We start from the raw sequence: 16,713 nt of genomic DNA, 5'->3' as shown, positions 1-16,713 counted from the left end.
CGAACAGGGGGCAAGAACCGGGATGGCGAGTCCTTCAGACCATCCTTATCCCTGCGCGGACTGCGGGAAGCCGCTATTTCGGCAATGCCGGCATCTGCTGTTGCAGCAGGCGCTGGCGCCGGATCTCGGCGCGCAGCTGCTGGCGCTTCGCCTTGCGTTCGCGGCGGTCGTGCTGCCACAGGTAGATCGCCGGCGTGCTGAGCAGGGTCAGCAGCTGCGACACGAACAGGCCACCGAGGATGGCGATGCCGAGCGGCTGGCGCATCTCCGAGCCGTAGCCGAAACCGATCGCCAGCGGCAGCGCCGCGCCCATCGCCACCAGGGTGGTCATGGTGATCGGGCGGAAGCGCACCAGCGCGGCTTCGCGGATCGCCTCCGGCGGCGTGCGGCCGTGCTCGCGTTCGGCGACCAGGGCGAAGTCGACCATCAGGATCGCGTTTTTCTTGACGATGCCGATCAGCATCAGCACCGCGATCACCGACATCAGGGTGAGCTGGGTGTGCGTGACCAGCATCGCCAGGAACGCGCCCATGCCTGCGGCCGGCAAGGTGGAAAGAATCGTCAGCGGATGGATCAGGCTCTCGTAGAGGATGCCCAGCACCACGTACATCACCAGGATCACCGCCAGCAGCATGATCAGCGCATTGCTCAACGCATCCATCAGGTTCTGGTTGTCGCCGGTGTACTGCTTCTGCACGCCCGGCGGCAGGTGGGCGGCAAACATCGCCTGGTCGACCAGCTTGAGGCCGTCCGCCTGGCTGACGCCTTTGTCCAGGTTGTAGTTGATCGAGGCCGATTCGAGCTGGTTGTAATGGCTGACGGTGACCGGGGCGATGCCGGGCTGGATCCGCGCCAGCGCGGACAGCGGAATCATCTTGCCGGTCGAACTGCGCACGTAGGTGTTGAGCAGGGTGGCCGGGCTCAGCGCGTCGGCATTGTCGGCGGTGAGCACCACGCGGTACTGGTTGATGTCCGAATAGATCGTCGACACCTGGTTCTGGCCGAACGCGTCGTACAGCGCCGAATCGACCTGGCCGATGCTGACGTCGAGGCGCGCGGCGACGTCGCGATCCACCTGCAGCATCTGCTGCTTGCCGACGCTGTCGAAGCTGGTGCTGACGTCACGGAACTGCTTCATGCCGCGCATGACCCGCGCCAGCTGCAGCGTGGGTTGCTGCAGCGGCGTGCCGTCGTTGCTGCTGAGCTGGAACGCGTACTGGCCCTGGCTGCTGTCGCCGGGGCCACCGCCCTGGATGAACTGCACCGCGGTGAGCGACACGTTGAGGTCGGTCACCGTCTTGTAGTACTTGGCCAGCCGGTCGACCACCGCCTGCGCCGAATCGTGGCGGTCGCCGGGGCCATCGCCGAGCGGCTTGAGATCGACGAACAGGATCGAGCGGTTGGTCACCGTGCTGTTGTTGTTGCCGCCGCCCAGGATGGTGGAGACGTCGAGCACCGCCGGATCGGCCTGCAACACCGTGGCCATCGCCTGCGTGCGGCGGGCCAGCTGGGTCGGCGAAATATTGGCGTCGGCGACGATCACTGCGCGCAGCAGGCCGGTGTCCTCCTTCGGCATCAGGCCGCCGCCGGCAACCATGGCCACCACCACCGCCAGCAGCACGGTCAGCACCAGCAGGATCGGTGGCTGCCAGCGCATGACGCGGCGATGGTGCATCGCCCAATCCAGCCCGCGCTCGTAGATGCGCAGCATGCCGTTGTCGAAACGCTCCGCCATGCGCTCCAGCCGGCCCGGTGCGCGCACAGCGCCCTGCGGCTCGTGCAGCAGCCAGCTGCCGCACAGCGCCGGCGTAAGCGTGAGCGAGACCAGCGCCGAGATCACGATGGTGGCGATCAGGGTCACCGCGAACTCGCGCATCAGCGTGGTGAAGATGTTGTCGCCGAACACCATCGGGCCGAACACCGCGATCAGCGACAGCGTGATCGAGATCACCGTGAAGCCGATCTCCTGCACGCCGGTGAGCGCCGCCTGCAATGGCGCCATGCCCCGCTCCATGTGGCGCACGATGTTCTCGATCACCACGATCGCGTCGTCCACCACGAAGCCCACGCACAACACCAGCGCCACCAGCGAGAAGATGTTGAGGGTGAAGCCGAGCAGCCACATCAGCACGAAGGCGCCGGCCAGCGACAGCGGCACGCTGAACATGGCGATCACGGTGGGCCGCAGCCGGCGCAGGAACACCAGCATCACCAGCGCCACCATCACGATGCTCATCAACAACGCGACCTCCACCTCGTGCAGCGCGGACTCGGTGGTCGGCGTGAGGTCGAAGATCGGCACGATCTGCACGTCAGCCGGCAGCAGGTTGTGGAACGTCGGCAGCGCGGCGCGGATCGCCTCCACTGTGGCCACCGCGTTCGCCTCCGGCCGCTTGCTGATCTGCATCGTCACCGCACGGGTGCCGTTGAACCACGCCGCCGCATACTGGTCCTGCTGGCCGCTGCTGATCGTGGCCACATCGGACAGTCTCACCGGAATGTCGTTGTGGCTGGCGATCACCAGCTGCGCGAACTCCTGCGCGGTATGCAGCGAATCGCTGGCGGTCACCGTCATCTGCGAGACGCCGTTGCTGAGCGTGCCCTGCGGCGAGGTGACATTGGCCGCGCGCAAGGCGTTCGCCACGTCGTTCGCGGTGATGCCCTTGTTGGCTAGCGCCGCGGCGTTCAACGCGATGCGCACCGCGTGCGGCGCACCGCCGGACACGGTCACCTGCGCCACCCCTGGAATCTGCGCCACCGCCGGCTTCAGCAAGGTGTCGGTGAGGTCGTACAGCTTGTCCGGCGGCAGGCTGGTGGAGGTCAGCGAGACCAGCAGCACCGGAATCTGCGAGGTGTCGAACTTGATGTAGCTGGGCGGGCTGGGCAGGCCCGACGGCAGGTCGGCGGAGGCGGCATTGATCGCTGCCTGCACGTCGCGCGCTGCGGCGTCGACTTTGCGGCTGGTGTCGAACAGAACCTGGATCTGCGCGCCGCCCTCGCTGGCGCTGGAGAACATCTGCTTGACCCCGGCGATCCGTCCCAGATGCCGTTCCAGCGGCGCCACCACGGTGGTCGCCATGGTCTGCGCGCTGGCGCCGGGCATCTGCGCAAACACCGCCACGCCGGGAAACTCGATCGACGGGAACGCCGCCACGCCCAGCAGCAGGTATGCCCACATCCCGGCCAGCATCAGGCCGATGGCGAGCAGCGAGGTGCCGGCGGGGCGGCGGATCAGTGGTGCAAAGATATTCATGGCGCTTCCCTGGCCCGCAAGCATAACGGTGAGTCGCCATGGTCAGGCATGCCCGCGGTGGACGACAGGGTAACGACAATGGTCGGCATTCGGGTCATGCCGGCTTCATGCCTGCGGCGGCGTACCTGCAAATGTGCCTGAAAGGCCCCGCCCTCTCCACTCTCGTCATGCCCGACTGACTGCGCCGCTCATGTCGCCGGCAGCGCCTTCAGCCGGCGCTTCTCGGCGCGGCGCTCGCGCCGCGCCGCCTTGCGGATCTTGCGGTCGTGGTTCCACAGGTAGATCGCCGGCGTGCTGAGCAGGGTCAACAGCTGCGACACCAGCAGGCCGCCGACGATCGCGATGCCGAGCGGTTGGCGCATTTCCGAGCCGATGCCGAAACCGATCGCCAGCGGCAGCGCCGCCCCCATCGCCACCAGCGTGGTCATGGTGATCGGGCGGAAGCGCACCAGCGCGGCCTCGCGGATCGCCTCGGGCGCAGGCAGCCCGCGCTCGCGTTCGCCGACCAGGGCAAAGTCGACCATCAGGATCGCATTCTTCTTGACGATGCCGATCAGCATCAGGATCGCGATGATCGCCATCAGCGAGAGCTGCGTCTGCGTCACCAGCATCGCCAGGAACGCGCCGGCACCGGCCGCCGGCAGGGTGGAAAGAATCGTCAGCGGATGACCGAGGCTCTCGTAGAGGATGCCGAGCACGATGTACATCGCGATGATCGAGCCGATCAGCAGCACCATGCCGTTGGACTGGGCCTGCTGCAGGCGCTGGTTCTGGCCGGTGAAATCGACCCGGATGCCGGCCGGCAGCCCGGCCGCATAGGCGGCCTGCTCGACCAGCTTGATGCCGCTGTCCTGCGGCACGTCCTTGGCGAGGTTGTAGGTGATCGTGGCCGCTTCCATCTGGTTGTGATGGCGGATGCGCAGCGGCGTGCTGTTGGGTTCGATGTGCGCCAACGCAGACAGCGGAATCATCAGCCCCTGGTTGTTGCGCACGCGCAAATTCAGCAGGCCCTCCGGGCTGACGCTGTCGGCCGAGCCGGTGGTGAGCACCACGAAGTACTGGTTGATGTCCGAATAGATCGTCGAGACCTGGCGTTGCCCGAACGAGTTGTACAGCGCCGTATCCACGGCACCCATGCTGACCTGCAGGCGGCTGGCTGCCTCGCGATTCACCTTCAGCAGTTGCTGCTTGCCGACCTGGTCGAAGTTGCTGCTGACGTCGCGGAATTCCTTCATCGTGCGCATCTGGCGCACCATCTTCAGCGCCGACGGCTGCAGGTCGCCGCCGTTGCTGTCGACCAGCTGGAATTCGTACTGGCCGCCCTTGTCGCCGCTGCCGCCACCGCCGAGGAACTGCGAGGCACTGACCGAAACCTTCACGTCGGCCAGCTTGTCGTACTGTTTGGACAGCCGCTCGATGACTTTCTTGATGTTCTCCGGCCGCTCGCCCGGGCCGCTGCCGCGAGGCTTCAGGTCGACAAACATCTGCGCCGTATTGCCTACCGCGCCACCGGCGTCGTTGCCACCGAGCATGGTCAGCTGGTCGAGCACGGCCGGATCGGCCAGCATGATCTTCATCACAGACTGGGTGCGCTCGGTCAGCTGCGCCGGCGAGATGTTGGCATCCGCACTGATCTCCACCTGCAACTGCCCGGTGTCCTCTTCCGGCATGAAGGTACCGCCTGCGGTCTTCACCACCGCCATGCCGAGCAGAACGGTGACGATCAGCAGGATCAAAGGCTGCCAGCGCATGATCCGCCGGTGCCGCATCGCCCAGTCCAGCGCACGCTCGTACATGCGCAGCATACCGCGATCGAAACGCTCCACCGCGCGTTCCAGCCGGCCCGGCGGCGGCGGGTTGGCCGGTTCGTGCTTGAGCAGATAGGCGCACAGCGCCGGGGTGAGCGTGAGCGAGACCAGCGCGGAGATCACCACCGCCGCGGTCAGCGTCACCGAGAACTCGCGCAACAACATGATCAACATGTTGTTGCCGAACAGCAGCGGCGCGAACACCGCCACCAGCGACAGCGTGATCGAGATCACCGTGAAACCGATCTCGCCCACGCCGGTCAGCGCCGCCTGCATCGGCGACATGCCATGTTCCATGTGGCGCACGATGTTCTCGATCACCACGATCGCATCGTCCACCACGAAGCCGATGCATAGCACCAGCGCCACCAGCGACAAGGTGTTGAGCGTATAACCGAGCGCCCACATCACCACGAACGCACCGGCCAGCGACAGCGGTACGCTCAAGGTGGCGATCATGGTCGGTCGCAGCCGGCGCAGGAACACCAGCATCACCAGCACCACCATCACGATCGAGATCAGCAGCGCCACCTTCACCTCGTGCAGCGCCGACTTGGTGGTCTGGGTGAGGTCGAACACCGGCGTGAGGGTGATGTTGGAAGGCAGCGAAGCCCGCAGCTGCGGCAGTCGCGCGCGGATCGCCTCCACCGTGGCTACCGCGTTGGCTTCCGGTCGCTTGGTGATCTGCAGGCCGACCGTGTGCTCCTGGTTGAACCATGCCGCCTGGTATTCGTCCTGCTCGCCGCTGTAGACCTTGGCCACGTCGGACAGCCGTACCGGCGTGCCGTTCTTCACCGAAATCAGCAGGCGGGCGAATTCGGCCGGCTCCTGCAGGCCATCGCTGGCGGTCACCGTCATCTGCGTGTGACCATCGCTCAGCGCCCCCTGCGGCGAGGTGACGTTGGCTGCACGCAGCGCATTGGCGACGTCGTTCGAGGTGAGTCCCTTCGCCGCCAGCGCGTTGTTGTCCAGTTCGATGCGCACCGCATGCGGCGTGCCACCGAATACCTGCACCTGCGCCACGCCGTCGATCTGCGCGACCGCGGGCTTGAGCAAGGTATCGGCGAGGTCGTACAGCTTGTCCTGCGGCAACCCGCTCGAAGTGAGCGTGATGAACACGATCGGGATCTGCGAAGTGTCGAACTTGAAGTACTGCGGCGGCGACGGCATGCCCGACGGCAGGTCGACCGCGGCGGCATTGATCGCCGCCTGCACGTCGCGCGCCGCGCTGTCCGCGGTACGCGAGAAGTTGAAGCGCACGCTCACCGAAGCGGCACCCTCGGTGGCGTTGCCGTACATGTCGTCGATGCCGGGGATCTGCCCGAGATGACGCTCCAGCGGCGCCAGCACGGTGTTGGCCATGGTCTGCGCACTGGCGCCCGGCTGGTTGGCCACCACGTAGACGCCCGGGAAATCCAGCGACGGCAACGCGGCCACGCCCAGCAGCAGATAGGCGCAGATGCCGGCCAGGGTCAGGCCCAGCGCCAGCAGCGAGGTCCCCGCCGGACGGCGGATCAGGGGTGCGAAGATATTCACGGCGCGTCCATGGCCGGCCAGCATGGCGGCGAAATGTGGCAGCCATAAAGCCTTGCCGGAGGCAGCGTGCTGGCCACAACGGGGAATGGTATCTCGATCATGCCGGCTTTATGCCAGCAGTCGGGTCCCGGCGTATGTGCCTGAAGTCCACACCCTGTCGGAAGGCATGGGTGCGGCTTCCCCTATACGTGCCGCCCGGCCCATGCAGCCTCCCCCTTCACTCCATGCATCGACACCGCCGGCTTCCATGCCGGCGGTTCATGCAACCACTCAGTGCGTGGACGGGCTGTAACGCAGGGTCAGGTACCAGGTACGCCCGGGCTGGTTGTAGTAGTAAACGGTCTCGTACTCCTTATCGAACGCATTGGCGAGCTTGGCCTCGACCTGCCAGTCGGCCGTGAAATGCCAGCTGGCCCGCAGCGCCAGCGTGCTGTAGCCGCCGAGGCGATTCACATTGGCGGCATCGTCGTAGCTCCTGCCGGCGACATACCAGGTGGTGCCGACGCCGAAGTCGCCGAAGCGACGGTCGATGTCGATGCGCGCGGTGCGCTCCGGGCGACGCGGCAGCAGGTTGCCGCTGTTGGCATCGGCAGCGCCGCCGTCGTCCTTCGGTTGCTGCAGGGTCAGATAACCTTGCACCTGCCAGCCATCCAGGTTCGCGCCGAGCTGGCCTTCCAGGCCACGGATGCGTGCCTTGCTGACATTGAACGGCACGTAGTTCTGGCTGGGGTCGAGCAGGATCAGGTCGTCGATGTCGGTCTGGTAGGCATTCACCGCCCAGTTCCAGATGCCGAGCTTCTGGCTCAGGCCCAGTTCGCCGCTGCGCGACTTCTCCGGCTTGAGATTGGGATTGGCCGACGGGATGCCGTAGTACGGCGGGTAGTACAAGTCGTTGAAGGTCGGCGCGTGGAAGGCCGTACCGTAGCTGGCCATCAGGCGCAGGTCGTGGTCGAAATTGTAGCCCCAGGCCAGTGCGCCGGTATCGTGGCCGCCGTACTGCGAGTTGTCGTCATGCCGCACGGACGCCTGCAACTCGTTGCGACCGAACGTGCCCTGGTACTGCACATAGGTGCCGGAGTCGTTGCGGTGGTCGGCCAGATAGCCGGTGCTGCTGTCGACATGCTCCTGCTGGTAATCCACGCCGACCGTCAGCAGCTGGTTCGAAGCCAACGCGATGTCGTTCTGCCACGAGTACTGGTCGCGCCGTGAATTCGAGTAGCCCGTCTGCGCGAACGGGTACCAAGTGCCGTAATAGGTGCCCTGGTAATAGGTGGTGGCGAGGTCCTTGCTCTGCCCCGCATTCAACGTGACCTTCCAGATGTCCAGCGGCGAGAAGCTCAAGCGCACGCCAGCCACGCGCTGCTCGTTGACGGCGTCGTTGCCGCCGTACGGGCTGCCAGCATATTCCACGTCGTTCTTGCTGCGCAGCCAGGTGAAGGCCAGCTCGGTGCCGTTGTCCCAGCGGTAACCGGCGTTCGCCGAGCCGTTCCAGTTGCGGTAGGCGTCATCGCGCAGGTCGTCGACGTAGCAGCCGGCGCCGTTACCGCCATTGGCCTCGGCCGCACCGAATTTGCAGCCGGGAAAGCCGCTGGTGTACTCGCCACCCAGGCTGACGTTGTACCAGGCATGCTGGTCGCCGCCGGACAGGCCGGCCTGGCTGCCGAACAGGCCGTTGCTGCCGGCTGTCATGCTCAGCGACGGCGTGATGCCGCCGTCGGCCTGGCCATGGCGGGTAAAGATCTGGATCACGCCGCCGATCGCGTCGGCGCCGTACAGGCTCGAGCGCGGACCGCGCACGATCTCGATGCGCTCGATCTGCTCCACCGGAATCTGCTCCAGCGAGGCCAGCCCCGCGGTCGCCGAACCGATCCGCACGCCGTCGATCAGCACCAGCGTATGGGTGGAATTGGTGCCGCGCAGGAACAGCGAGCTCTGCTGGCCGAGGCCGCCGCTCTGGGTGAAGTTCACGCCCGGCAGGCCGGTCAGCAGATCGAGCACCGACACCGGCTGCAGCCGCTCGATGTCGGCGCGGGTGATCACGCTGACCGACGACAGCGCATCGTTCACGGTGATCGCGGTGCGCGTGGCGGTGACGATCACCGGATCAAACGTCGTCGCATTGTTCTGGGCGGTCGTGTCGTTCTGGTCGGCTGCGTGGGCAACCGTCATGCAGCTCAGGAGTGCCGCTGCCAGCAAGGTCTTGTTCAAGGTCGTTCCTCGGCCGCGCACCCGCGCACGGCTCATGGTTTCAATGAGCTGGCGGCAGACGCAGGAAAGAGACGGAACGACGGGCAGGCATGGTCGCCACACGCGTGGTTCGGCCTCGCCCACCGCGAGCCACCAGGAATCGTTCGGGCCGGTCTCCGGGCTTGCGAGCGACATGCGGCGATCCGCATGTCCCGAACGGCGCCTTCCCGTGCTCAGGCACAGTGGCATTCGCCGTACGTGGATCTCGCTTACCGTTGCGGGGGCAGCGCCGGCCTTGCAGTGTTGTCGAACACCACGCACCGGCTTCCCGTTTCATCCCTCCGGCGCTAAGCCTTCGGGACACCTGAACCGCGCCACTTTAGCTTCGGACGGCTATTGGGGCAATGGAGCAGGAGTGAGTGGAGAGGATTGAGGAGTGAGAGAAAGCGGTGTCGAGGCGTGGGGCGGGAGCTCTGGCTCTGGCTCTCTCTCACTTCTCACTCCTCGCCCTGCATCATCCCGCCGATCCAGCTCCGCTGCACGCGATAGTCGTCGGTCAGCACCACCAAATCGGCCTGATAGCCGGCGGCGATGCGGCCATGGCTGGCGCCGAGGCCGAGGAACTCGGCGGGATAGGTGCTGGCCATGCGCACCGCCTCGTCCAGCGGCAGGCCGAGCAGCTGCACGGCGTTGCGCACCGCGCCGGCCATGTCCAGCGCGGAGCCGGCCAGCACGCCTTGCGCGGTCTGGCAGATACCGTCCTTGGCGATGATGGTTTCGCCATTGAGTACGAAGGTCGGATCGTCCGCACCGACCGGCGGCATCGCGTCGGTGACCAGCAGCATCTTGCCGCGTGCTTTCGCCGCGATCGCCACGCGCAGGCTGGCCGGATGCACGTGATGGCCGTCGACGATCAACCCGCACCAGCTTTCGGCATCCTCCAGCGCGGCGCCGACCACGCCCGGTTCGCGACTGCCAAACGGCGTCATCGCGTTGAACAGGTGGGTGAAACCGCGCACGCCGCGGGCGAGTGCGGCGCGCGTGGTCGCGTAGTCGGCCGCGGTATGGCCGGCGCAGACGATCACCCCGGCCGCGGCCAGTGCGCCGATGCTGGCCAGCGGCACCCGCTCGGGCGCCAGCGTGAGCAGGCGCACGCCACGATGCGGCGCGCACAGCAGCGTCAGCTCCTCGCTGCCCGGCGCGTGGAAAAATTTCGGGTCGTGCACGCCCTTGCGTGCCGGCGCCAGGTACGGGCCTTCCAGATGGATGCCGAGTACGCCCGGCACGCCTTCGGCCAGCGCCTGCTCCACCGCGGCGAGTGCGGCGCGCATCACGTCCACACTGTCGCTGATCAGGGTCGGCAGGAAGCCGGTGGTGCCGTAACGCCGGTGCCCCGCGCCGATGCGGCGGATCGTCTCCACCGTGGGCGCGTCGTTGAACAGCACGCCGCCGCCGCCGTTCACCTGGGTATCGATGAAGCCCGGCAGCAACATCGCGCCGTGCAGATCGTGCAGGGTCGCACGACTTACGCGCGGGTCGGACGGCGGCAGCAGATCGACGATGCGCTCGCCCTCCAGCAACACGGCGAGATCGTTGCGCCAGCCGTCAGCGGTGAGTACGCGGCCATTGATGAGGGCGAGGGTCATGGCGTTGCTCAGACCGTTTCGGTCACCTTGTTCAGATGCGGTGGCACATCGGGATTGAAGCCGCGGCGCAGCGCCAGCTCGCTCGCCGCGCGATAAAAGCTCTGGATGATCAGCAGTGGCGTGCACAACGCCGGAAGTCCCGCCAGCACCGGGAGCATGCCTGCGCCCTGCATGCCCGGTGTGGCCACGAAAACCTGCGCGCCGCGCTGGCGGAACTCGTCGGCAATCGCCAGCGTGCTGGCCAGCGTGTCGTCGTCCTGGGCGAAGCACAGCACCGGAAAATCCGGCCCGACCAGCGCCATCGGGCCGTGCTTCACCTCGGCTGCACTGAACGCCTCGGCATGCAGGCCGCAGGTTTCCTTGAACTTCAGCGCCGCCTCCAGCGCGATGCCGAAGCCAAAACCGCGACCGACGACGAACAGGTTGTGCGCATCGACCAGGCCATCGCTCAACGCCGACCAATCGGCGTCCCAGCCGGCACGCAAGGCATCGGGCAGCGCGTGCAGCGAATCCGCCAGGGCGCGGTCGCCGTGCCAGCGTGCGCACAGATGCAGCACGGCCGCCAGCGCGGCGATATAGCTCTTGGTCGCCGCCACGCTGCGTTCCGGCCCCGCATGCAGCGGGATCACCGTGTCGGCGATCGCCGCCAGCGGTGAATCCTCGACATTCACCAGCGCCACCACGCGCGCACCGGCCAGCTTGGCCGCCTGCGCATTGCGCACCAGGTCAGGGCTCTTGCCCGACTGCGAGATCGCGATGAACAGCGCGCCCTCCCATTGCTGCGGAGCCGCGTAGACCGAGGTCACCGATGGCGATACCGACGCCGTGACGATGCCCAGCTGGGTCTCGAACACATACTTCGCGTACGCCGCGGCATGATCGGAGCTGCCGCGCGCGCAGGTGACGATGAAGCGCGGCGGCTGCGCGCGCAGCGCTTGCGCCAGCGTCGTCACCACATTGTCGTTGGCTGCGAACTGGCGCGCGACCACGTCGGCCGCCTCGTGCGCTTCGCGGTACATCAGGGTGTCGCGGGCATGTGTGTTCAAGCTGGCCTCAGTCGGTCTGCAGTTCGGCGACAAAGTCGTAGATGTCGCCGCGATACCAGGAACAGGTGAACTCGACCACGCGGCCGTCGTCCAGGAAGCTGCGCCGTTCGATGTTCAAGCCGGCGCTGCCCGCCGCCACGTGCAGCAGGCGCGCCTGCTGCGCATTCAGCGAGACCGCACGCAACCGTTGCAGCGCGCGGCGCGGGCGGCAATTGAGATGTTCCAGCGCTTCGTACAGCGAGTCGTGCACCAGCATCGGATCGGGCAGCACGCTGGCCGGCACCACGCTGCGCTCGATCGCCAGCGGCTCGTCCTGGCCGTAGCGCACCCGGTGCAGCCGCACCACCAGCGAACCGGGCGACAGGTTCAAAGCCATCGACTCTTCCGGCGTCACTTCGCCGATGCCGCGCTCGAAGAATTCCGAACGTGGCGACAGGCCGCGCTCGCGCAGGTCCTCGGTGAAGCTGGTCAGCCGCGACATCGGCTTGACGATGCGTTCGGCGATGAAGGTGCCGGCGCCATGGCGCTGGGTCAGCAGGCCTTCCTCGACCAGGCCGGCGATCGCCTTGCGCACGGTCACCCGCGACAGCTTCAGCGCCTGCGACAGGTCGCGCTCGCTGGGCAGCGCCTGGCCCGGCTCGATGTCGCGATGCTCGACCACGTTGCGGATCGCCCGGCGCAGGCGCAGGTATGCCAGCGGCTGATGCGTGGCCGGGTCGTGGCAGATCCGGCGGTATTCGTTGGCCAGTGCGGTTTCCATTCCAGTAAAGATACCAATAGCAAACCACTAACCGCAAGCCCACCTGCGCAAACCGGCAAGTTTGCGATTCATTCGTTGTTGCAGCCCGTTTCCATGAATTCGTATGCATAGCGGTAGCTGATCTGGTATTTCACTGGTACGATCATCCACACCCCGGGCAAGACGCGCCGCCAGGCCCTCTCTGCCCGCCATCCGGCATCGAGTCGAGGTAACTGCGTGAGTGCTTCCTCCCAATCGGTCGAACCGTTCGACCTGGTGATCTTCGGCGGCACCGGCGACCTCGCCGTGCGCAAACTGCTGCCGGCCCTGTTCCATCGCTTCCTCGACGGCCAGATCCCGCCCAGCAGCCGGATCGTCGGCGTCGCCCGCGAGGCGCTGGACGACAGCGGTTATCGTGCACTGCTGCGCGAGGCACTGGTCAGCATCTGCGACGCGGCAAAGCTCGACGTGTTCCTGCAGCAGGTGTTCTATCGCCCGCTGGACGCGCGCAAGGACGATGGCTGGGACGATTTCGCCGGCTTCATCGGCACGCAGCCCGACCACATCCGCGTGTTCTACCTGTCGACCTCACCCGAATTGTTCGTCGACATCTGTGCGCGACTCGGTCATTACGGACTCAACCGGGGCGCCTCGCGCGTGGTGCTGGAAAAGCCGATCGGCCGCGACCTCGCCAGCGCGAACCAGATCAACGACGCGGTCGGCAAGGTCTTCAGCGAATCGCAGACCTTCCGCATCGATCACTATCTCGGCAAGGAGACGGTGCAAAACCTCCTGGTGTTGCGCTTCGGCAATGCCCTGTTCGAGCCGCTGTGGAACGCCGGGCACATCGACCACGTGCAGATCACCGTCGGCGAAACCCTTGGCGTCGGCCATCGCGGCGCGTACTACGACCGTGCCGGCGCGCTGCGCGACATGGTGCAGAACCACATGCTGCAGCTGCTGTGCATGGTGGCGATGGAGCCGCCGTCATCGCTGGCACCCGATGCCGTGCGCGACGAGAAGCTGAAGGTGCTGCACTCGCTGAAACCGATCGACGACAGCAACGCCGCCCAGCTCACCGTGCGCGGCCAGTACCGCGCCGGCGTGGCCGAAGGCGCCAGCGTGCCCGGCTATCCGGACGAGCTGGGCAACACCAAGTCCAATACCGAAACCTTCGTCGCGCTGAAGGCGGAAATCGCCAACTGGCGCTGGGCCGGCGTGCCGTTCTACCTGCGCACCGGCAAGCGACTGCCGAGCCGTGTCTCGGAGATCGTGGTCACCTTCAAGCCGGTGCCGCATTCGATCTTCAATGCCGATGCCGGCACGCTGAAGCAGAACCGGCTGGTGCTGCGCCTGCAGCCGGACGAAGGCGTGAAGCTGTGGCTGACGATCAAGCATCCCGGCCCCGGCGGGCTGCGCCTGCGCCACGTGCCGCTGGACATGAGCTTCGCCGAGGCCTTCGGCGTGCAGCAGCCGGATGCGTACGAGCGCCTGCTGCTCGACGTGGTGCGCGGCAATCCCACCTTGTTCATGCGCCGCGACGAAGTGGAAGCGGCATGGCGCTGGGCCGACCCGATCCTCGCCGCCTGGTCGGCCAGTGGCGAGGCGCCGCGACCGTACGCCGCCGGCAGCTGGGGACCCAGCGCGGCGGTGGCGTTGATCGAGCGCGACGGCCGCACCTGGAATGAAGACAGTGAATAACCCACGATCTTTACTGTCGCTTCACCCGACCATGCCGACGCGTGCTGCAAACTTTGCCTCCCCTATCCCAGCGAAGTGCGCCGGCATCCACTGATCAGCGGGCGCGCCACCATCCTTCCATGACTACCCATCTGAACGTCACCACGCACAGCTTCACCGACGGCAACGCGCAAGCCGTGGCGCTGGCCGAGCGGATCGCCGAACGCCTGCGCCATGCACTGGCCGAACGCGGCCACGCCACGCTGGCCGTCTCCGGCGGCAGCACGCCGAAGGATTTCTTCGCACGACTGTCGCGCGAGGCGCTGGACTGGCAGCACGTGCAAGTCACCCTGGTCGACGAGCGCTGGGTGGCGGACAGCGACGAACGCTCGAATGCGCGGCTGGTGAAATCGCTGCTTTTGCAGCACCACGCCGCAGCCGCCACGTTCGTGCCGCTCTACACCGGCGCGGCCACGCCGGAAGAAGGCTTGGCCGTGGCCGCCGCACGCATCGCCGCACTGCCGTTGCCGTTCGACGCCGTGGTGCTGGGCATGGGCGACGACGGCCACACCGCCTCGTTCTTTCCCGGTGGCGACCATCTCGCCGCGGCACTGGACCTCGACGGCCATGCCCGCGTGCTGCCGATGCATGCGCCGGGCGCCGGCGAGCCGCGCATCACGCTCAGCCTGCCGACCCTGCTCGATACCCACGCGCTGTACCTGCTGGTGACGGGCGAGCACAAGCGCGAACTGCTCGCCGATGTGCGGCTGGGCCTGGATGCCGCAAAGGATTATCCGGTACGCGCGGTGCTGACCCAGCCACGCGTGCCGGTGGCGGTGTACTGGTGCCCGTGAAGGCGAGAAGTGAGAGAAATGCACCGACCACTTGCGCCTTCCCGCACTTCTCACCGCTCTCCACTCACTACTGGATTTGAATCATGAGCACGTTGCATCCCGTCATCGCCGAAGTCACCGAACGCCTGCGCGAGCGGAGCCGCGAAACACGGGCGGCCTACCTCAAGCGGATCGACGCCGTCGACCGCGCTGGACCGCAACGCGAACATCTGTCCTGCGGCAACCTCGCGCACGGCTTCGCCGCCTGCGGCAGCGTGGACAAGGATGCGCTGCGCAACGGCCGCCGCGGCAACCTCGCGATCGTCACCGCCTACAACGACATGCTTTCGGCGCACCAGCCGTACGAGCGTTATCCCGCGCTGATCCGGCAGATCGCGCGCGACGCCGGTTTCACCGCCCAGGTCGCCGGTGGCGTGCCGGCGATGTGCGACGGCGTCACCCAGGGCCAGCCCGGCATGCAGCTGTCGCTGTTCTCGCGCGACCTGATCGCGATGGCCACCGCGGTGTCGCTGTCGCACGACATGTTCGATGGCGCGCTGTACCTGGGCATCTGCGACAAGATCGTGCCGGGCCTGCTGATCGGCGCCTTGAGCTTCGGTCATCTGCCCGGCGCGTTCGTACCCTCCGGCCCGATGCCCAGCGGCATCCCGAACGAACAGAAATCGAAAGTGCGCCAGGCCTGGGCCGACGGCAAGGCGAGCAAGGCCGAGCTGCTGGAAGTCGAGGCCGCGTCGTATCACGCCCCCGGCACCTGCACCTTCTACGGCACCGCCAACTCCAACCAGATGCTGATGGAGATCATGGGCCTGCATCTGCCCGGTGCCAGCTTCACCGCACCAGACACGCCGCTGCGCGATGCGCTCACTGCCGACGTTGTGCGGCGGGTCAACACGCTCAGTGCGCTGGGCGAGCACTTCCTGCCGATTGGCCACATCATCGACGAGCGCGCGATCATCAATGGGGTAATCGGCCTGCACGCCACCGGCGGCTCCACCAACCACCTGCTACATCTGGTGGCGATCGCTCACGCCGCTGGCATCGCGTTGCGGTGGGATGATTTCGATGCATTGTCCGGCGTGATCCCGCTGCTGGCGCGCGTCTATCCGAATGGCTACGCCGACGTGAACCAGTTCCACGACGCCGGCGGCATGGCGTTCCTGATCGACCAGCTGCTCAGTGCGGGCCTGCTGCATGCCGACGTGAATACCATCTTCGGTACCGGCATGGACGGCTATGCGCAGATTCCGCAGCTGGACGCGGCCGGCGCATTGCACTGGATGCCGGTGTCGAAACAAAGCGGCAACCGCGGCGTGCTGCGCGGCATCGACGAACCGTTCCGCGCCGACGGCGGGCTGCGCATGCTGCAGGGCAATCTTGGTCGTGCGGTGATCAAGGTCTCTTCCGTGCCGGACGACCGGCTGGTGATCGAGGCACCGGCGATCGTGTTCCAGGATCAGGATGAAGTGCCCGCCGCGTTCAAGCGTGGCGAGTTGAATCGCGATTTCGTGGCGGTGGTGCGCTTCCAGGGTCCGCAGGCGAACGGCATGCCCGAGCTGCACAAGCTCACCCCGACGCTGACGCTGCTGCAGGACCGCGGTCACCGCATCGCGCTGCTCACCGATGGGCGCATGTCCGGTGCGTCCGGCCGCGTGCCAGCGGCGATCCACGTGACGCCGGAAGCGGTGGCCGGTGGCAATATCGCGAAGATACGCAACGGCGACATGATTCGCCTGGACGCTTTGAATGGCCGTCTGGACGTCCTGATGGAACAGCACGAACTGGATGCACGTTTACCGCACACCGCCGACCTGTCCTCCCAGCACAGCGGCATGGGCCGTGAACTGTTCGGTCTGTTCCGGCAAGCCGCGACCACGGCCGATCTCGGAGCCGGCGTGCTTTAAGCTTTGCTCCCTCCCCTGCCAGCAGGGGAGGGAGCAAAGCTTAAAGCACGCCGGCTCCGAGAT

9 protein-coding genes and 1 riboswitch are annotated in these 16,713 nt (G+C 66.6%); of the genes, 3 read left to right on the top strand and 6 right to left on the bottom strand.

All coding sequences use genetic code 11. The features are described from left to right. Positions 1-73: 73 nt before the first annotated feature. From B0E46_RS02835 to B0E46_RS02810, 6 genes are all read right to left on the bottom strand, one after another. Positions 74-3,253 (bottom strand): efflux RND transporter permease subunit, encoded by a 3,180-nt coding sequence (locus B0E46_RS02835; RefSeq protein WP_077554571.1) that lies wholly within the window; start codon positions 3,251-3,253, stop codon positions 74-76. A 188-nt stretch (positions 3,254-3,441) separates the two neighbouring features. Further along, positions 3,442-6,597, bottom strand: a complete 3,156-nt coding sequence (locus tag B0E46_RS02830) for an efflux RND transporter permease subunit (RefSeq protein ID WP_077554570.1) — start codon at positions 6,595-6,597, stop codon at positions 3,442-3,444. A gap of 270 nt (positions 6,598-6,867) precedes the next feature. Then, positions 6,868-8,805 (bottom strand): TonB-dependent vitamin B12 receptor, encoded by a 1,938-nt coding sequence (btuB, locus tag B0E46_RS02825; protein WP_077554197.1) that lies wholly within the window; start codon positions 8,803-8,805, stop codon positions 6,868-6,870. Between the two features lie 128 nt (positions 8,806-8,933). Continuing rightward, positions 8,934-9,167, bottom strand: a riboswitch (cobalamin riboswitch). Between the two features lie 114 nt (positions 9,168-9,281). Then, a complete protein-coding gene (gene nagA, locus B0E46_RS02820; protein WP_077554196.1) occupies positions 9,282-10,430 on the bottom strand; it encodes an N-acetylglucosamine-6-phosphate deacetylase in 1,149 nt (382 codons plus the stop codon). A gap of 8 nt (positions 10,431-10,438) precedes the next feature. Beyond that, a complete protein-coding gene (locus B0E46_RS02815) occupies positions 10,439-11,449 on the bottom strand; it encodes an SIS domain-containing protein (RefSeq protein ID WP_077554195.1) in 1,011 nt (336 codons plus the stop codon). 34 nt (positions 11,450-11,483) lie between these two features. After that, positions 11,484-12,236: a GntR family transcriptional regulator gene (locus B0E46_RS02810; RefSeq protein ID WP_077554194.1), complete on the bottom strand. Its 753-nt coding sequence runs from the start codon at positions 12,234-12,236 to the stop codon at positions 11,484-11,486. 216 nt (positions 12,237-12,452) lie between these two features. Between B0E46_RS02810 and zwf the strand changes: the two genes are divergently transcribed. From zwf to edd, 3 genes are all read left to right on the top strand, one after another. Then, complete coding sequence (gene zwf, locus B0E46_RS02805) at positions 12,453-13,916, top strand: glucose-6-phosphate dehydrogenase (protein ID WP_077554193.1); 1,464 nt, start codon at positions 12,453-12,455, stop codon at positions 13,914-13,916. 119 nt (positions 13,917-14,035) lie between these two features. Further along, positions 14,036-14,749, top strand: coding sequence for a 6-phosphogluconolactonase (pgl, locus tag B0E46_RS02800; RefSeq protein ID WP_077554192.1), 714 nt, complete (start codon positions 14,036-14,038; stop codon positions 14,747-14,749). An 83-nt stretch (positions 14,750-14,832) separates the two neighbouring features. After that, a complete protein-coding gene (gene edd / locus B0E46_RS02795; RefSeq protein ID WP_077554191.1) occupies positions 14,833-16,650 on the top strand; it encodes a phosphogluconate dehydratase in 1,818 nt (605 codons plus the stop codon). Positions 16,651-16,713 lie beyond the last annotated feature (63 nt).

It is taken from the genome of Rhodanobacter sp. B04 (assembly GCF_002001125.1).
Classification (GTDB): Bacteria; Pseudomonadota; Gammaproteobacteria; order Xanthomonadales; family Rhodanobacteraceae; genus Rhodanobacter.
This window is presented reverse-complemented; position numbering and strand designations above follow the sequence as displayed.

What these genes read in the sequence shown, in the direction of transcription:
- pgl (WP_077554192.1), top strand. Translation starts at nt 14,036, where the DNA reads ATGACTACCCATCTGAACGTCACCACGCACAGCTTCACCGACGGCAAC.
- B0E46_RS02810 (WP_077554194.1), bottom strand. Translation starts at nt 12,236, where the DNA reads ATGGAAACCGCACTGGCCAACGAATACCGCCGGATCTGCCACGACCCG.
- edd (WP_077554191.1), top strand. Translation starts at nt 14,833, where the DNA reads ATGAGCACGTTGCATCCCGTCATCGCCGAAGTCACCGAACGCCTGCGC.
- B0E46_RS02835 (WP_077554571.1), bottom strand. Translation starts at nt 3,253, where the DNA reads ATGAATATCTTTGCACCACTGATCCGCCGCCCCGCCGGCACCTCGCTG.
- B0E46_RS02815 (WP_077554195.1), bottom strand. Translation starts at nt 11,449, where the DNA reads ATGTACCGCGAAGCGCACGAGGCGGCCGACGTGGTCGCGCGCCAGTTC.
- nagA (WP_077554196.1), bottom strand. Translation starts at nt 10,430, where the DNA reads ATGACCCTCGCCCTCATCAATGGCCGCGTACTCACCGCTGACGGCTGG.